The following is a 16,328-nucleotide window of genomic DNA, read 5'->3' as shown; positions in this document are numbered from 1 at the left end:
TGGGGGATTATAGGGTATTCACGTTATTAAGGTCTTCAAATGCCTTTTTTAGACGTGTAACAAAAGTTTTCTCTCCTTCTCTTAACCAAACACGTGGGTCATAATATTTTTTGTTTGGCTCGTCGGCACCATTTGGATTACCGATCTGAGACTGTAAATAATCTTTTTTGCCTTGAACATAGTCCCGAATCCCTTCCAAGAAGGCATATTGTAAATCGGTATCTATATTCATCTTAATGACACCATAACCAATGGCTTCACGTATTTCTTCCACCGTAGAACCTGATCCGCCATGGAAAACAAAATCGATATGGTTGTGTTCCACACCGTATTTTTTAGTAATGAATTCCTGAGAATTTTTTAAAATTTTCGGAGTCAATTTTACGTTTCCTGGCTTATATACACCATGTACATTTCCAAAAGCGGCTGCAATTGTAAATTTAGGGCTTACTTTGGATAATTCCTCATAAGCATAGGCAACCTCCTCTGGTTGGGTGTATAGCTTGGAATCGTCTACATCAGAGTTATCCACACCATCCTCTTCACCTCCGGTGATTCCCAATTCTATTTCCAAGGTCATTCCCATCTTGCTCATTCTAGCAAGATACTTTTTACAAATTTCAATATTCTCTTCTATCGGTTCCTCTGATAGGTCGATCATGTGAGAGCTATATAGAGGTTTGCCCGTTTCCTTAAAATGCTTTTCACTTGCATCCAATAAACCGTCTATCCAAGGTAATAATTTTTTGGCACAATGGTCTGTATGCAATATTACGGTAGCACCGTAGGCTTCTGCCAATTGGTGAACGTGTTTAGCTCCGGCAACGGCACCCAAAATGGCTGCTTGCTGACCGTCATTGGATAATCCTTTTCCAGCATTGAATTGTGCACCTCCGTTAGAGAACTGTATTATTACAGGAGCATTTAAACTGGCTGCAGTTTCCAAAACTCCATTAATCGTGTTTGATCCTATAACATTAACAGCAGGTAAGGCAAATCCCTTTTCTTTGGCATAGTTGAAAATCTTCTGAACCTCATCTCCGGTTGCAACTCCTGGTTTAATATTGTGTGCCATAATCTTATTTTAGTGTAGTTAATTAAAATGATGGGACAAAAGTAATAAAATATTCAGCTCTAAAAAGGATAATTTATACCTATGTTGAATACCGCGTTGGACAGATTATAGTCTCTAAACCATCTTTTGGAGGATTCTTCGGCCGGATTATAGGTTTTTAAACCCATATCCAACCTGAACACGAAATAGGTGAAATCGTAACGGATCCCAAGGCCGGTGCCCAATGCTATGTCTGCTAGGGAGCCCAAGTTTTCGAAGTTGGCCTTCTCATCGGTAACATTGTCGAAGGCATTCCAAATATTACCGGCATCGGCAAAAATAGCTCCTTTAATATCGCCTACCAATGGAAATCTATACTCCAAATTAAAAGCGATTTTTAAATTTGCTTCGTTAAAATCGTTTACATCCTCTGTTCTTCCCGGTCCCAGGGAATAAGGTAGCCAAGCTCGGTTATCGTTAGATCCACCTGCAAAATAACTCCGAACAAATGGGATGTTGTCCGAATTTCCATAAGGTATCGCAATGCCGAAAAAACTCCTGAAGGCCAGTACATTGGTTCCAGAGGAACTCCAATGTTTTATAAAGTCGAATTCAGTTTTAATGTATTGGGAATAGGGGACGCCGAAAACCAAAAGTTTGTCGTCATCACTTTTGTCAAACGGAATTATATTGGAAATCCCGGACAATAGATTTCCGGCACTTTCCAATTTGAACCTAAACTGATAAAAATCATCATCGGTAATGCCCTTCTTGTTGTTTTTGTTATACGTGAAGTTACTTGCGAATATTAAATTGTTTTCTGTAAGTCTTATTCTTCTTTCTTCAATACTACTTATGTCGTCGTAATCCGATGTGCTGGAAGCTACTTCCCCGTTGAGGATGGCGTTTGTAAAACCCGTAGTACCTTCGGGAATAATTAATTGTGGATCTGTACTGCCTTCAGCGGTCTCATAAAAATCGGAAAGTGCCGGTTCGTTCTCATAATTGTCGGCAATTTCATCCAAATTTTCATAGGTGTTCTGATAGACCGTAAAGAATCTATTGGGGTTTACATTGCGCACAAATTGCACATTTAACAGCTCCAACGTATTCTTTTTGAAATCTGATGGTGACCAATTATAACCAAAAACCGTATTAAAGGTCTGCTTGTCCAAACCAATATTTTGTTGAAAACTCGTTCCAATGGATAATTTGGTTTTGGGAAGCATGTAATTAGGTATAATTCTCGATGTCTTTACGAACGGGAACCAAATCCGGGGTAAATTAAGGTTGATATCCCCTCCCGTTTCCAAAATGTTAAAGAAGCGGTTATCTACTATGTCTGGATCACTGGAGGCACCTACGCTTATCCTTCCCGAAAGGCTTAGGTTTTCTGCTCCTTTGAACAAATTTCTTGCTTGTAGGGACGGACTGAACGCAATACCCAAAAATTGGATGTTGGAGTGGGTTACATCAAAATCGGTGCCCAAGGAATATTTTGGCCGGGGGGAAAGGTAGATGTTGGCCGTTAATTTGGCCGCCACACTATCTTCAACAAACTCAATATTAGGATATTTAAAAGTGTTTAGGTTAGTGATCTGTCTGTAGGTCCTTATACGATCAATTTCTCTGTAGATACTATCCTTTTTAAGGAAAACGGCATCTGTAAGCGTTTTTGGCTTGTAACGCAATTTGCCTTGATAGTAGATGGTAAAGTCCTTATAATCCAGCTTATTTACACTGTCCAATCCATTGTCAAAGGTGTAGTTGGTGTAAATATTAATTTTCTTAAAGGAATGTACCTTATATTTTGAAGTAGAAAGGGCATTGTCGGTTCTTGTTTTTAGATCTTCAATATTTAAAAGAATATCCAATTTTTGATTGCTTCCCAATTTGGTGGTGTCCCCAATAAGATCATAGGAAATAGAGCTTTCCTGAAAATTGTGGATTCCAGTATTTCTAAAAAGATTGGTCAGTCGCTCCCTTTCGTTGTTGAAATTGTCCAAATCTATTCGCTGGCCCGGTTTTATAAATGAATTTTTCTTGTACGCTTTATGTATGGAGTCTAAAGCGGAAGAGGTGATTTTAGTGGATATGGAGTCTACTAGGTAAGGGTTGCCCAAATCCAATTTATAGTTAATTATAGCCCTTTGTTTTTTATTGGTGCTATCTATAGTATAGGTGGTGTTATTATTAAAGTATCCTTTGCTTTTGTAGTAGGCATTTAATCTTTGTAATGACCTTCTTGTTCTTGAGGTATCAATGATGGTGGGTGGTTCGCCTATATTCTTGAGCCAAACACTGGCTCCTTTGACCAAAAAGGATTCCCCTAATCTTTCTACCTGTTTTTTGGATAAAATATTGATGAGGCGCTGCTCCCTTTTTTCTTTTTTGTGTAACCAAACCTGATAGGAGGAATCCGGGTTTTTCTTGGCCAGATTATATAGGTTTAGTCTAAGCGGGTATCCCAATAAGGTGCTGTTCGGTTTTTGAAAAATAAGGCTGTGGATATCGTCGTCGGTTACTTTAACACTATCGGCGTAAAGTAGATTTTTGGTTAATAAGAGTTCATCTTCACCAACTCTTTTTGTGGCATTGCACGAGGTAATTGCAATTACTAGCAATAATAATCCTATTTTCGTAATGTTAAAATACATACACGGCCGTGTCCTCATAGAAGTCAAAAATACATTATTTGTATGGTTGTTAAAAGCCAAATAAAATTTATAAAAAATTTACAGCAAAAAAAGTACCGAACGCAAAATAAGTTGTTTGTTATAGAGGGAATCAAGACTGTAAAAGAGCTATTGGAATCCACTCTTAAGGTTTATAAAATATATGTCACGGATAGCACCGTATTGGGGCAGAATGATGATTTTGTTGAATTGATAAGTGAGGGGGATTTAAAAAAAATGAGTGGATTGTCCACGCCCAATAAGGTGTTGGGTGTTTTTCATTTTCCTGTGCCAGAGCAAATAGACTTTTCTGACTGGGTAATTGCCTTGGATGATGTTCGGGATCCGGGAAATATGGGTACTATTATCCGTCTATGCGATTGGTTTGGTATTACAAACCTAATTTGTTCATCCAATTCTGTAGATTGTTATAATCCTAAGGTTTTGCAGGCTACCATGGGGTCCATAAGCAGGGTAAATATTGTGTATGAGGATTTGGAGCAGATTTTTAGCCAAATGGATATTCCTGTTTACGGCGCATTTATGGATGGTACGGTGGTATATAAGGAACAATTTCCTAAAAAGGGGGTATTGGTGATGGGAAACGAGGCCAACGGGGTGTCTAAAGCCATCGAGAATTTGGTTGACAAAAAAATAAGTATACCACAGTTTGGGCCTAAAACAGCGGAAAGTTTAAATGTGGCAACGGCTACCGCTATTCTATTGAACGAAATTAGAAGGGGGTAGTCCTTTATTCAAACGTAAAATTAATAAAAAGTCCTCTTGTCATCATGGCCTCAATATTGCCTGTCCAAGGGCTATTGGGGTCGTTGTCACGGATTAATTCATCATTAATGGCGAATACGCCACGGATGGAAGGCGTGAACTTGAAATATTCCAAGTAGAAATCTATCCCAAAACCCATTTCATAATAATAGGTGGTCTTTTTCATTCGGAAAGTGGCACTGCTGTTATCGTCCAAACTTTGTTCGTTGCTTCCCAAATTCATAGAGGTAGATGCACCTCCGACAAGGAATGGTTTCCAGTTTCCTAGCCTTTTTGTGCTCACTTTTAGGAGTAACGGAAAGTTTATATAGGTCGATTTCACCTCTCGGATGGCGTCCCTTTCATTATCAAAACCAGGAAATCCCAAGTTTCTCTGATTGTAATGTAGTCCCGGTTCAAATCGAAGGTCCAAAAATTTGTTGAGTCGTAGTTCACCAATGAGACCTACATTAAAGCCGAAGGATTTGTCTACCAGAATATCGGGCAGATCGTCTTTGTATTCAAATTTAAAGTCGTATTGATTGAAGCCTAAAAAATATCCCCAATTTAATAATGGCTGGTCCTCATTTTCAAGGTTCATTACGGGTTTTTCGTTGAACTGGGCATTGGAATTGGTGCCTAGTAGTATAAAACCCAATAGAAGAATAAGAATGTTTTTCATATTTTACTTTGTAGCTACATAAATGGAGGCAACCCCAAATGTTTGTGGTCTATTGTCTATACCTATAAACCCAATTTTATTCAAAATATTGTTGAAGGCCTCCCCATGTGGAAAGGCAGCTGCGGATTCCGATAAATAAGCATAGGCGCTACGGTCCTTGGAGAATAACTTCCCAATGGCCGGCAGGATAAATTTAGTATAAAATTTATAGCCTTGTTTAAAGGGTGTTTTTGTGGGGATGGAGGTTTCCAGAACTACAAAGGAACCGCCAGGTTTTAATACCCTATATATTTCGGACAGGCCTTTTTCTAGATTTTCAAAATTCCGAACGCCAAAGGCAACGGTAATTGCATCAAAGGAATTGGCTTCGAATGGCAGATTTTCACTGTCGCCCACTATCATTTTAATAATTCCATGCAAATTTTTTTCAGCGATTTTTCTTTTACCAACTTCCAACATGCCGGGAGAAATGTCCAAGCCAATAATTTCCTTAGCACCTGTTTTGGTCATATTAATGGCTAAATCCCCCGTACCGGTAGCGATGTCCAATATTTTTGTGGGATGTTTTTCGGAAACTATGGATACAACACGCTTTCTCCATTTAATGTCTATTCCAAAAGATATTACCCTGTTCAATCCATCATAATTTCCGGAAATAGTATCGAACATTTTTGTTACCTGTTCCTTTTTGCCTAGCGTTGAATCTTTATACGGGGTTACCTTCTTATCCATAATCAGTATATTTTTGGTAAAGATACTATATAGACATAAAGTTATACTTCTATTTTTTTACAATAAGCACCGACCTCTTATTTGTTTTAACTTCCATGTTTTGGAATACAACCCAATTTAATTGTGTAATTTTGTGCCGCTTATATTCAGATTTTATTTGAAATTGGCCTTAACAAGCTTCTGTACTTTTTAAGCAAAATGGATTTAATACCAAATCATAAAGGAAGGTATACAAATAAACAGATGTAGTTTCCATTTTAATTAAATGTAGGTGACGGAGGGTGCAACATTATAACAACACCGGACCAACCATTAATTATTATGCACTTAGGTTGATGAAAAACAATTTATATAACAGATGAAAATTATTATTGCAGGAGCAGGTGAAGTAGGTTTTCATTTGGCTAAATTATTGTCGTACGAATCTCAGGATATTACGTTGATAGATTGTAATAAAGACAGTTTATCATATGCAGATAGCCATTTAGATATTAGGGTACTTAGGGGAGATGCCACGTCAATTGCCATTTTAAAGGATGCCCAGGTAGAGAAATCAGACCTGGTAATTGGTGTAACTTCTTCCGAGACTACCAATATTACCTTGTGTATGTTGGCCAAACAATTGGGTTGTAAGCGAACAATAGCCCGTATATCCAATGCCGAGTTTATCCATAATAAAGAAGCCATAAGATTTTCGGATTTGGGTATCGATGAGCTTATTTCACCGGAGGCTTTGGCGGCTACTGAAATACAGCTTCTATTAAATCAATCCGCATTTAATAATACCTACGAATTCGAGGAAGGTCTGTTGATAATGGTGGGTGTTTCCTTGCCCAAAACCGCACCTTTTGTGGGGAAGACGGTTAAAGAAGCGGCAAAAATATTTTCTGAACTACACTTTATGCCCATTGCAATTCAAAGGATGGGTACTCAATATACCATTGTGCCTAGGGGAGATACCGTTTTTAAAGAAAATGATCAGGTTTATTTTATAACTGCCAAAGAGGGGTTGGATGAACTTTATAAGCTCACCGGCAAAGAGAAAAAGGAGATTAAAAACGTTATGATACTTGGAGGTAGTAAGGTGGGCTATAAAACGGCTCGCGATCTCTGTAGAAATAAGTTCAATGTAAAGCTTATAGAGAAAAATAAAGAAAAGGCCTTCGATTTGGCCGATGAACTACCGAGTGCCCTTATCATTAATGGTGATGGACGAAATGTAGAATTGCTGGAAGAGGAAAATCTGGAGGCAATGGATGCTTTTGTTGCTGTTACCGGAAATTCGGAAACGAATATTATGTCTTGCTTGGTGGCCAAGTCCAAGAATGTTAAAAAGACAATTGCCTTAGTGGAAAACATGGATTATTTTCAATTGTCTCATTCCATTGGTATAGATACCTTGCTAAATAAAAAACTATTGGCCGCGAATAATATCTTCAGGCATATCCGTAAAGGTGAAATAGTTGCGATGACCAGATTGAATAATTTAAATGCGGAGATTTTGGAATTCATTGTTAAGCCTACGTCCCAAGTGAACGGGCAAATAATTAGGGAGCTCGAATTTCCTAGGGAAGCTACTATTGGAGGTGTAATCCGGGATAATCAAGGGATCATAGCTCTTGGAGGATTTAAGATTACTGAAGGTGATAGGGTAGTGGTATGTTGTTTGCCAAGTGCTATTCCAAAAATTGAAAAGCTATTCCTATAGTATGGGTTTAAATTCTAAAATTATCATTCACCTCATGGGATTGCTATTGCTTTGCAATGGTTTTTTTATGATTTTGGCTGCAGTGGTCAGTGGAATTTACGATGACGGCGCTACTTTGGACATTACCCTGGCTGCCATAGTTACGATGCTGGTAGGTGTTTTGGCCATGTTTTATACCCGCAATCACAAAAAGGAGGTAAAACGCAAGGAGGGGTACATCATTGTTACCTTTGGATGGTTGGTCATGTCCGCTTCAGGTATGTTGCCCTATCTCTTTTCCGGAGCTATTCCGGATATTACCAATGCTTTTTTTGAAACCATGTCTGGTTATACAACCACTGGCGCTTCAATAGTAGATGATATAGAAGCTTTGCCGGAAGGGATTCTTTTGTGGAGAAGTCTAACACACTGGATTGGTGGAATGGGGATTATAGTACTTGCTATTGCCATATTGCCCCTTTTGGGAATAGGTGGAATGCAGTTGTTTGCGGCGGAGGCTCCTGGACCAAGTGGAGATAAATTGCATCCTAGGATTACGGATACGGCTAAAAGACTATGGTTGATTTACTTTAGTTATACGGTGGCCGAGACCTTATTATTGAAACTTGCTGGAATGTCTTTTTTTGATGCAATAAATCATTCCTTGGCAACCTTGTCCACTGGAGGTTTTTCTACCAAGAATGCCAGTATGGCCTATTGGAACGACCAACCTTTAATACAGTACATTGTGATTCTATTCATGTTTTTGGCGGGAAGCAATTTTGTGCTAAGTTATTATGCCTTTAAGGGAAGGGTGCAAAAAGTGATAATGGACGAGGAATTTAAATTCTACTCCATTTTTATAGTTTGTTTTACCATAGTTGCGAGTTTAGTGGTCTATTTTCAGGCCAATGTGCAGGTGTCCGATTTTCATCCCATGGTTTTTGGAGAGTGGGAAAGCGCTTTTAGGCATACCTTGTTTCAAGTGGTTTCCGTAATTACTACCACAGGGTTTGTAACGGCCGATTTTACTTCCTGGACCCCCTTTTTAACCATATTCTTTTTTGGGCTGTTTTTTCTTGGTGGCTCGGCTGGTTCTACCGCTGGTGGTATCAAGGTAATGAGGCATTTGCTTATTATTAAGAATGGTTTGTTGGAATTTAAACGTACCCTGCATACCAATGCCATTATTCCTGTTAGGTATAACAATAAGACAGTACAGGAAAATATTGTATACAATATCATCGCATTCTTTGTGCTCTATATGTTGCTTTTTATAATTGGATCCTTGGTGCTTGGTGCGCTGGGGTTGGACTTTGAAAGTGCTGTTGGAGGGGCCGCTTCTTCCTTGGGGAATGTAGGCCCGGCCTTAGGTACCTTAAATCCTTTGGCCAATTTTAATAGTCTTCCGGCATTGGGTAAATGGTGGTGCGGGTTTCTAATGCTCTTGGGTAGATTGGAACTATTTACGGTGTTGATTTTGTTAACGCCATATTTCTGGAAACGTATTTAGAATATCAAAAACATAAAAAAAAATGGACGCCGATTGGGCGTCCATTTTTTTTAAGATTAAAGTGTGTTTTATACAACAGCCTTTATTCTGGCAATGGCTTCTCTCAATTCTTTTTCGGAGGCCGCATAGGAAATACGAATACAATTGGCATTTCCAAAGGCTTCACCTGTAACAGTAGCTACATTTGCCTTTTCCAAAAGGTATAGTGCAAAATCAGATGCATTATTGATTAAGGTCCCGTTAAGTGTTTTTCCAAAAAAGCTGGAGATATCAGGGAATACGTAAAATGCTCCCTCTGGTACGTTAAGGTTAAATCCTTTTATTTCACCCAATAATTCCAATACTAGATCACGTCTTTTGTGGAATTCATCGATCATGAACTTAATGGAAGAAATAGGAGCATCAAGAGCAGCTATTGTAGCGCGTTGGGCAATTGCATTGGCGCCACTGGTAATCTGTCCTTGGAACTTGTTACATGCCTTGGCAATCCATTCTGGACCCCCAATGTAACCAATACGCCATCCAGTCATTGCAAATGCTTTGGAAACTCCGTTCACTGTAATGGTACGGTCGTACATTCCATCAATATTGGCAATACTTACATGGCCACCAATAAAATTGATATGCTCATATATTTCATCGGAAACAATAAAAATGTTTGGATGTTTTCTCAAAACTGTGGCCAGACCTTCCAATTCCTCCTGATTGTAGACAGATCCACTTGGATTACAGGGAGAACTGAACCAAATCATTTTGGTTTTTGGTGTAATGGCCTTCTCCAATTGTTCTGGAGTCATTTTAAAATCGGTGTCGATACTCGTAGGAACTTCCACGGGTACACCTTCGGCCAATTTTACAATATCGCTGTAGCTTACCCAATATGGAGCTGGTAAAATAACTTCATCCCCATCGTTGAGCATTACCATAGCAATATTTGCCAAGGATTGTTTTGCACCTGTAGATACTACAATCTGGTTTAGGCCATAAGTAAGGCCATTGTCCCTTTTAAATTTATTGGCAATGGACTGCTTTAAATCGGCATAACCATCCACAGGGGAGTAGCTGCTATAATTTTGGTCTATTGCTTGTTTGGCAGCTTCTTTGATAAAATCCGGTATGTTAAAGTCAGGTTCCCCTAGACTTAAACCAATGATATCTTTGCCTTCGCTTTTTAATTCCCTGGCTTTAGCGGCCATAGCCAGTGTGGCCGAGGTGGACATGGAGTTGATCCTATCGGATAAATGGTTCTTCATTTTTCTATTATAATTTACTGATATTGTAATGTGGGTTTTTTGCCCAATTCTTTTAGATGTTTGAAGTGCGAAATTATAGCTTTTCTTGTAGTTTTATATTCGTTGTATGGCAAATTAAACTCATTTGCTGTCTCTTTAACAATTTTGGCAATTTTTGTGTAATGTATATGGCTTATGTTGGGGAAAATATGATGTTCCACTTGATGGTTTAAGCCTCCTGTAAACCAGTTTACTATACGGTTTTTAGTGCCAAAATTAACGGTCGTGAACAATTGGTGTATTGCCCAGGTATTTTTCATGGTACCGTCTTTTTCAGGTAAAGGGGTTTCCGCTTCATCTACCACGTGCGCCAACTGGAATACCACGCTCAAAATAACACCGGCAACATAGTGCATTATAAAGAATCCTATAAGAATTTTCCACCAGGCGATATCTAAAAATACCATTGGTACAATAATCCAAATGGTAATATAAATAAGCTTGGTAACGACCAACATACTCCAGTTCATGAAGGGGTTGGGGAATTTTCCATAAGCTAATTTTCTTTTGGTATAGCGATACATTTGTTGAAAATCGGTTGTAATGGCCCAATTAAAAGTTAGAAGACCGTAAAGAAGAATGGAATAAAAATGTTGGAATTTATGGAATTTGTGCCATTTGGCATGTTTGGAAAACCTTAATATCCTGCCTGCTTCCAAATCTTCATCATGCTCGTGAATATTCGTGTAGGTATGGTGCAATACATTGTGCTGAACCTGCCAATTGTAAACGTTTCCGGCAAGGATATAAATACTTCCCCCCATAAGTTTGTTAACCCACTTTTTATTGGAATAGGAACCGTGGTTTCCATCATGCATTACATTCATGCCAACTCCGGCCATACCAACACCCATGGTGATGGTCAATAACAAATTGGCCCAATTTGGGAGTCCTAAGGTCAATATTAGAAAATAGGGTGCCAAAAATAGGGCAAACATTACGGCTGTCTTTAAGTGCAATTTCCAATTCCCTGTTTTTTTTAGGTCGTTCTCCTTGAAATAATCATTAACGCGCTTATTGAGGGTTTTGAAGAATTGTGCAGAGTCTTTTCTTGAAAATCTTATGGGTTTGTTGTCCATGATTTAATTTTTTGTAAATATACGGCAATTCGAGCCCAAATTAAGTATAACTGCTTTGTTAAAACTTAGGCCATGCCTATTAAAGTACTATTTTTGCCAAAAATTTAACGAAAGATTATGGACTATACAATTATTTGTAAATATTTTCCCGAATTAACAGATTTGCAGAAACAGCAATTTGAAAAGTTGCAAGATCTGTACCGGGATTGGAATCTAAAGATAAATGTGGTTTCCAGAAAAGATATAGATGAATTGTATCTTCGGCACGTACTACATTCACTGGCAATAGCCAAATTTCACAAATTTAATCCTGGGGCAAAAGTGTTGGATGTGGGCACTGGAGGAGGCTTTCCTGGCATTCCCCTGGCTATTTTCTTTCCCGAGACCCATTTTACCTTGGTCGATGCCATCGGTAAAAAGATAAAAGTGGTAAAGGAAGTTGTGGAGGGTCTGGAAATTACCAATGTCACTGCCATTAACTCCAGAGTGGAAGAAATTAATGATCAGTTCGATTTTATCGTCAGTAGGGCAGTGGCCGCTATGCCCACTTTTACCCATTGGGTGAAAGGTAAAATAAAAAAGAAATCGGAACACGAGCTCAAGAACGGAATCCTTTATTTAAAGGGGGGTGATTTGGAGGAGGAATTAAAGGATTACCGTACCGTTCAGATATATAATCTTTCGGAAATGTTTGAAGAGGACTTTTTTGAAACCAAAAAATTGGTTTACCTGCCGGTAAAATTCAAAGGTTAAGTTTATAGGCTTAACATATGGTAATAAGACTCTCTACACGTTTTGGCATAGGTCCTTATGTATTTTGGCAAATTTTTCAACGAAAAGGCTTTAGCTTCTTTAGGAGTGTTTTTTTCAAGACTTTCTTTCATGACGTTATAATTTAGGGTTAACTTTATTTTGACTATAAATTTACAATAAATTAACGTTAAGTTTACATTAATATTGTGAAAATACGTAAATAAAAGGTTTTCACCTCTTTATTTTACCCTGCTTTAACAATTGATAACGCTGTTTTGTAGATTGTTGGATGTTTTCTGGAAAGTTGACATTATTTAGTTTCTGTAGCTTCTTTTTTATTTTTAACATCTCTCCAGTACCACTTAATTTTATTTTCGTTTTTCACCTGTTCAGGTGTAGGTCAACTAGAGTCAATTCATTGCCATCTTTAAGATTTTAAGGGGTTTGTGGGTTTTATGTTAAATGCGAATTTGTTAATTTCAGTATGGCTTTTTTAACAGTTTATGTTTTTTGTTAACAATTAATTCACATATCTTAACAGAAGTTTAGCAAAATTTATATATTTGCTATGTAAGCGTTATTCTTACGGTTATCAATATTTTGAAATAGAATTAAAGTTGGAGTAGGAGGGTTTTAATTTTATTATTCGATTTGGAATAGAAAAATTTCCACGAACATTTTTGGATATTACTTTGATTTAGGGAATCAATAAAAAGATTGTTTGGGGAGTTCTACGTACCAATTTCTAAAAGTAAATATGTTGATGTACTGTAAAGTGCCGCTTTTCGCTAACTAACTAACTTAACATTTGACATTATGAAGAAAAAAACCTGGTTTTCTGTCCAAACAGAAATCATTCAAAAAAGGAAGCTCACAATGAAGCTTTCGGTTTTGATGTTTGCCATGGCATTTTGCAGTGTACAGGCATTCGCAAGTCTTAAAACCGAAACTATTAATTCTGTATCGGTTCAACAAACCATTTCTGGGGTTGTTTCTGATGCCAACGGCCCTCTGCCTGGCGCTAGTATTGTGGTCAAAGGGACCACCAACGGAACCCAAACCGATTTTGACGGTAACTATACCTTATCGGGTGTAGATAATAATGCAACGCTTATATTTAGTTATATAGGTTATAAAACGCAGGAAGTAGCTGTTAGTGGTCGATCCACGGTAAGTATTACTTTGGAAGAGGATGCAAGCCAGTTGGAAGAAGTTGTTGTTGTAGGGTATGGTACCCAGAAAAAGGCAACTTTAACAGGATCGGTATCAAGTGTAGGTGGTGATGAACTGGAAAAATCTTCTTCTCCTAACTTAGGAGCTGCATTGGCCGGAAAGGTAGCTGGTTTATTTATTGATACTGGACAGGCTACCCCTGGTGCTGATTCACCCGCCATTAGGGTGCGTGGTACCAATACTTTTAATAACTCTTCGGCCTTGGTTGTTGTTGATGGTATCCCTGATAGAGCTGGGGGTATTACAAGGATCAACCCAGCCGATATTGAAAGTATCTCGGTTCTTAAAGATGCTTCAGCCGCCATTTATGGAGCAAGGGCAGCGAACGGGGTTATCCTGGTTACTACCAAACGTGGTAAGATCGGTGCGCCAGTTGTTAAGATAAATACAACTTACGGTTTGCAAAGTTTCACTTCAACACCAGAAATGTTGAAAGGAGCTGAATACATGGATTTGGTAAACGTACTTAACGTGTATAAATTACCAACCTCGGAATGGAATGCGGCGCATGCTGGTAGAGGTGCACCATATGTTAGATCTGATAATGGCGAGACCGTGAATCCAACTTTTACCAACGATCGAATCCAACAGACAGCTGCGGGCAATGACCCATGGCAGTATCCGGATACCGACTGGATGAAGGAAGTAACTACGAGGGGTGCACCTATTCAGCGCCAGAACCTACAAGTTTCTGGGGGAACGGACAATGTTAGGTATCTTGCTTCTTTAGGTCACTTAAGACAAGATGTTAACTTTAGAAATGCCCCAAAGGGGTATCAGCAATTTGATTTGAGGCTGAATCTGGATGCTAAAATAAGCAAGTCTTTAAGTATGGACGTTGGGCTTTATTCTAGACAGGAAAATAATTATTCAAATACAAGGGGGGCCAATTCCATTTTTGATGATTTGGTGAGGCAATATCCTTGGTTCCCAGCCTTCTGGCCGAGCGGTGAATTAGGTCCGGATATCGAAAACGGAAATAACCCGGCAGTTAGGGTTACCGATGGACCTGGTTATATTGATAGAAATACAAATTACGTTCAAAGTAATATTGGGCTGACCTATAAAGTTCCAGGGGTAGATGGATTGGAGTTTAGAGGTAACGTTTCTTATGACAAAATGAATTTTGATTATAAACAATGGGATCGGCCCTGGACACTTTATACGTGGGATGGGGTAAATAGAAACTCTTCTGGTTTAACCGCCGCCCAACGTGGTCCTGGTGATCCAAGTTTGAACCAGCAACATACAACATTGACCGATGTTACCGCAAGTTTTAATGCTCAATATTCCAAGGAATTTGGCAACCATGATGTTAAATTATTGGGCGGTATAACCCGTGAAGAATCCGAACAAAGTTACTTTGGGGCCTTCAGAAGGTTTTTTCTTTCCAGTGATCTTGCACAATTGGACTTAGGGGGTAGTGAAGGACAGAATAGTTTTGGTAATGGATATGAAACCGCACGTCTTAACTATTATGGTCGTTTAAACTATGCCTATAAGCAGAAATATTTATTGGAATTCCTATTTAGATATGACGGTTCTTATCTTTTTGCTAAGGATAACCGTTTTGGGTTTTTCCCCGGTGTATCTGCAGGTTGGGTTGTTTCTGAAGAGCCTTTCTTTCAAAAAGGCTTGCCTTTTATCAATTTCTTGAAATTGAGAGGTTCTTATGGGGAATTGGGTAACGATAATGTTAATGCCTTCCAGTATATCTCAACTTACGAATTGTCGGCTACTGGTTTAGGTCCGGTTGTAACTACGGCATACGAAAGTAAGGTAGCAAACCCCGATGTTTCATGGGAGACCGCTACTTCGCGAAATGTTGGTTTTGACTTGCGTATATTGAATAATCATTTGACAATTGGTTTTGATTATTATAGAAACACACGAGCAGATATTTTGACGACCCCTTTGAAAACATTGCCGGAATATAGTGGTATTGCTGCTCCTGCAGTTAATATTGGAGAATTTGAGAACAAAGGTTATGAAATAAGTGCTGGTGTTCAAGGAGGAAATGATTCAGGTTTTAGTTATAATCTAACGTTTAATTTTAGTGATTCTAGCAATAAACTGTTGTTTTTTGATGAACCGGCATTGGCGGACCGCCCATGGCAACGTGAAACCGGAGGCGAAATAGGAAGACCGCTTTTATATAGATTTGATGGCGTTTTTCGTACACAAGCCGAAATTGATGCTGAATCCTTGGATTACAGTGGTGTCACTTCCCAGTTGAAGCCGGGAGATGCGCGAGTAGTGGATATCAGCGGTGACGGTAAGATTGGTCCGGAGGATAAGACCCGTGTAGGAGGTAGTGCCTTTGCGGATACTCAATTTGGGTTCAATACTGCTCTAAACTATAAGAATATTGATTTCAGTATGTATTGGTCAGGGGCAGCCGGTGGTTACAGTAACTACGAGTGGAGTTTTATGTCCGGTACCCTTGCCAACGTACAACGTGAAGTTCGTGATCGCGCTTGGTCACTAGATAATTTGGACGCACCAAAACCTAGATTGGCTGATAGGGGCGATCAATGGTATTCTGGACAAACAGATGCATATCTTCTTAAAAGAAACTACGTACGTTTAAAAACTTTGGAACTAGGCTATAGCTTGGACGAGGAAATAATTGGACAATTTGGAGCAAAAAGCTTGCGTATTTCAGTTTCAGGCACTAACTTATTGACATTCACCGATTTCCCATTTGATCCTGAAGTTGTTCAAGTTAGTAACTCGGATCTTGCGAATAATGGTGCTGGTCAGGACGCTGGAACCCAGGGAGTCAGTGGTGGACGGACAGCCAATGGTGGAATATACCCAATGCTGAAGACTATCAATGTTGGATTTCAAATAACATTTTAAA

At 38.8% G+C, this 16,328-nt stretch carries 11 protein-coding genes; 5 read left to right on the top strand and 6 right to left on the bottom strand.

Annotated features, from left to right (window positions below):
• Nucleotides 1-7 precede the first annotated feature (7 nt).
• Both fbaA and tamL read right to left on the bottom strand, forming a co-directional pair.
• The gene (gene fbaA / locus H4O18_RS03575) at nucleotides 8-1,075 is read right to left on the bottom strand and encodes a class II fructose-bisphosphate aldolase (protein ID WP_187581740.1); all 1,068 of its coding nucleotides are present in this window, start codon (nucleotides 1,073-1,075) and stop codon (nucleotides 8-10) included.
• 59 nt (nucleotides 1,076-1,134) lie between these two features.
• The gene (gene tamL, locus H4O18_RS03570) at nucleotides 1,135-3,678 is read right to left on the bottom strand and encodes a translocation and assembly module lipoprotein TamL (protein WP_343065404.1); all 2,544 of its coding nucleotides are present in this window, start codon (nucleotides 3,676-3,678) and stop codon (nucleotides 1,135-1,137) included.
• A gap of 75 nt (nucleotides 3,679-3,753) precedes the next feature.
• Here tamL and H4O18_RS03565 point away from each other — a divergent pair, with 75 nt between their 5' ends.
• Nucleotides 3,754-4,476, top strand: a complete 723-nt coding sequence (locus H4O18_RS03565; RefSeq protein ID WP_187581738.1) for a TrmH family RNA methyltransferase — start codon at nucleotides 3,754-3,756, stop codon at nucleotides 4,474-4,476.
• A 4-nt stretch (nucleotides 4,477-4,480) separates the two neighbouring features.
• Here H4O18_RS03565 and porT read toward each other — a convergent pair whose 3' ends face one another.
• Both porT and ubiE read right to left on the bottom strand, forming a co-directional pair.
• Nucleotides 4,481-5,176, bottom strand: coding sequence for a type IX secretion/gliding motility protein PorT/SprT (porT, locus tag H4O18_RS03560; RefSeq protein ID WP_187581737.1), 696 nt, complete (start codon nucleotides 5,174-5,176; stop codon nucleotides 4,481-4,483).
• Between the two features lie 3 nt (nucleotides 5,177-5,179).
• Nucleotides 5,180-5,908: a bifunctional demethylmenaquinone methyltransferase/2-methoxy-6-polyprenyl-1,4-benzoquinol methylase UbiE gene (gene ubiE / locus H4O18_RS03555; protein WP_187581736.1), complete on the bottom strand. Its 729-nt coding sequence runs from the start codon at nucleotides 5,906-5,908 to the stop codon at nucleotides 5,180-5,182.
• A 358-nt stretch (nucleotides 5,909-6,266) separates the two neighbouring features.
• On the opposite strand from ubiE, the gene trkA reads away from it, so the two are divergent.
• Both trkA and H4O18_RS03545 read left to right on the top strand, forming a co-directional pair.
• The gene (trkA, locus tag H4O18_RS03550) at nucleotides 6,267-7,616 is read left to right on the top strand and encodes a Trk system potassium transporter TrkA (RefSeq protein ID WP_187581735.1); all 1,350 of its coding nucleotides are present in this window, start codon (nucleotides 6,267-6,269) and stop codon (nucleotides 7,614-7,616) included.
• Nucleotide 7,617: 1 nt separating this feature from the next.
• Nucleotides 7,618-9,108: a TrkH family potassium uptake protein gene (locus tag H4O18_RS03545; RefSeq protein WP_187581734.1), complete on the top strand. Its 1,491-nt coding sequence runs from the start codon at nucleotides 7,618-7,620 to the stop codon at nucleotides 9,106-9,108.
• A 68-nt stretch (nucleotides 9,109-9,176) separates the two neighbouring features.
• Here H4O18_RS03545 and H4O18_RS03540 read toward each other — a convergent pair whose 3' ends face one another.
• Together H4O18_RS03540 and H4O18_RS03535 are read right to left on the bottom strand one after the other, a co-directional pair.
• The gene (locus tag H4O18_RS03540) at nucleotides 9,177-10,361 is read right to left on the bottom strand and encodes a pyridoxal phosphate-dependent aminotransferase (RefSeq protein WP_187581733.1); all 1,185 of its coding nucleotides are present in this window, start codon (nucleotides 10,359-10,361) and stop codon (nucleotides 9,177-9,179) included.
• A 14-nt stretch (nucleotides 10,362-10,375) separates the two neighbouring features.
• Nucleotides 10,376-11,479 carry a fatty acid desaturase family protein gene (locus H4O18_RS03535; RefSeq protein WP_187581732.1) on the bottom strand — a complete coding sequence of 368 codons (1,104 nt, stop codon included), beginning with the start codon at nucleotides 11,477-11,479 and terminating at the stop codon, nucleotides 10,376-10,378.
• A gap of 117 nt (nucleotides 11,480-11,596) precedes the next feature.
• Between H4O18_RS03535 and rsmG the strand changes: the two genes are divergently transcribed.
• Nucleotides 11,597-12,232, top strand: a complete 636-nt coding sequence (gene rsmG, locus H4O18_RS03530) for a 16S rRNA (guanine(527)-N(7))-methyltransferase RsmG (RefSeq protein ID WP_187581731.1) — start codon at nucleotides 11,597-11,599, stop codon at nucleotides 12,230-12,232.
• A gap of 816 nt (nucleotides 12,233-13,048) precedes the next feature.
• A complete protein-coding gene (locus H4O18_RS03525) occupies nucleotides 13,049-16,327 on the top strand; it encodes a SusC/RagA family TonB-linked outer membrane protein (RefSeq protein WP_246473960.1) in 3,279 nt (1,092 codons plus the stop codon).
• Nucleotide 16,328 lies beyond the last annotated feature (1 nt).

Source organism: Arenibacter arenosicollis (assembly GCF_014397245.1).
Lineage (GTDB): Bacteria > Bacteroidota > Bacteroidia > Flavobacteriales > Flavobacteriaceae > Arenibacter > Arenibacter arenosicollis.
The sequence above is the reverse complement of the archived record's forward strand: the minus strand, read 5'-3'. Positions and strand labels throughout refer to the sequence as shown.

Excerpts from the sequence above, each read along its gene's own strand:
- fbaA (WP_187581740.1), bottom strand. The coding sequence starts at position 1,075 with ATGGCACACAATATTAAACCAGGAGTTGCAACCGGAGATGAGGTTCAG.
- H4O18_RS03565 (WP_187581738.1), top strand. The coding sequence starts at position 3,754 with ATGGTTGTTAAAAGCCAAATAAAATTTATAAAAAATTTACAGCAAAAA.
- porT (WP_187581737.1), bottom strand. The coding sequence starts at position 5,176 with ATGAAAAACATTCTTATTCTTCTATTGGGTTTTATACTACTAGGCACC.
- ubiE (WP_187581736.1), bottom strand. The coding sequence starts at position 5,908 with ATGGATAAGAAGGTAACCCCGTATAAAGATTCAACGCTAGGCAAAAAG.
- trkA (WP_187581735.1), top strand. The coding sequence starts at position 6,267 with ATGAAAATTATTATTGCAGGAGCAGGTGAAGTAGGTTTTCATTTGGCT.
- H4O18_RS03545 (WP_187581734.1), top strand. The coding sequence starts at position 7,618 with ATGGGTTTAAATTCTAAAATTATCATTCACCTCATGGGATTGCTATTG.
- H4O18_RS03540 (WP_187581733.1), bottom strand. The coding sequence starts at position 10,361 with ATGAAGAACCATTTATCCGATAGGATCAACTCCATGTCCACCTCGGCC.
- H4O18_RS03535 (WP_187581732.1), bottom strand. The coding sequence starts at position 11,479 with ATGGACAACAAACCCATAAGATTTTCAAGAAAAGACTCTGCACAATTC.
- rsmG (WP_187581731.1), top strand. The coding sequence starts at position 11,597 with ATGGACTATACAATTATTTGTAAATATTTTCCCGAATTAACAGATTTG.
- H4O18_RS03525 (WP_246473960.1), top strand. The coding sequence starts at position 13,049 with ATGAAGAAAAAAACCTGGTTTTCTGTCCAAACAGAAATCATTCAAAAA.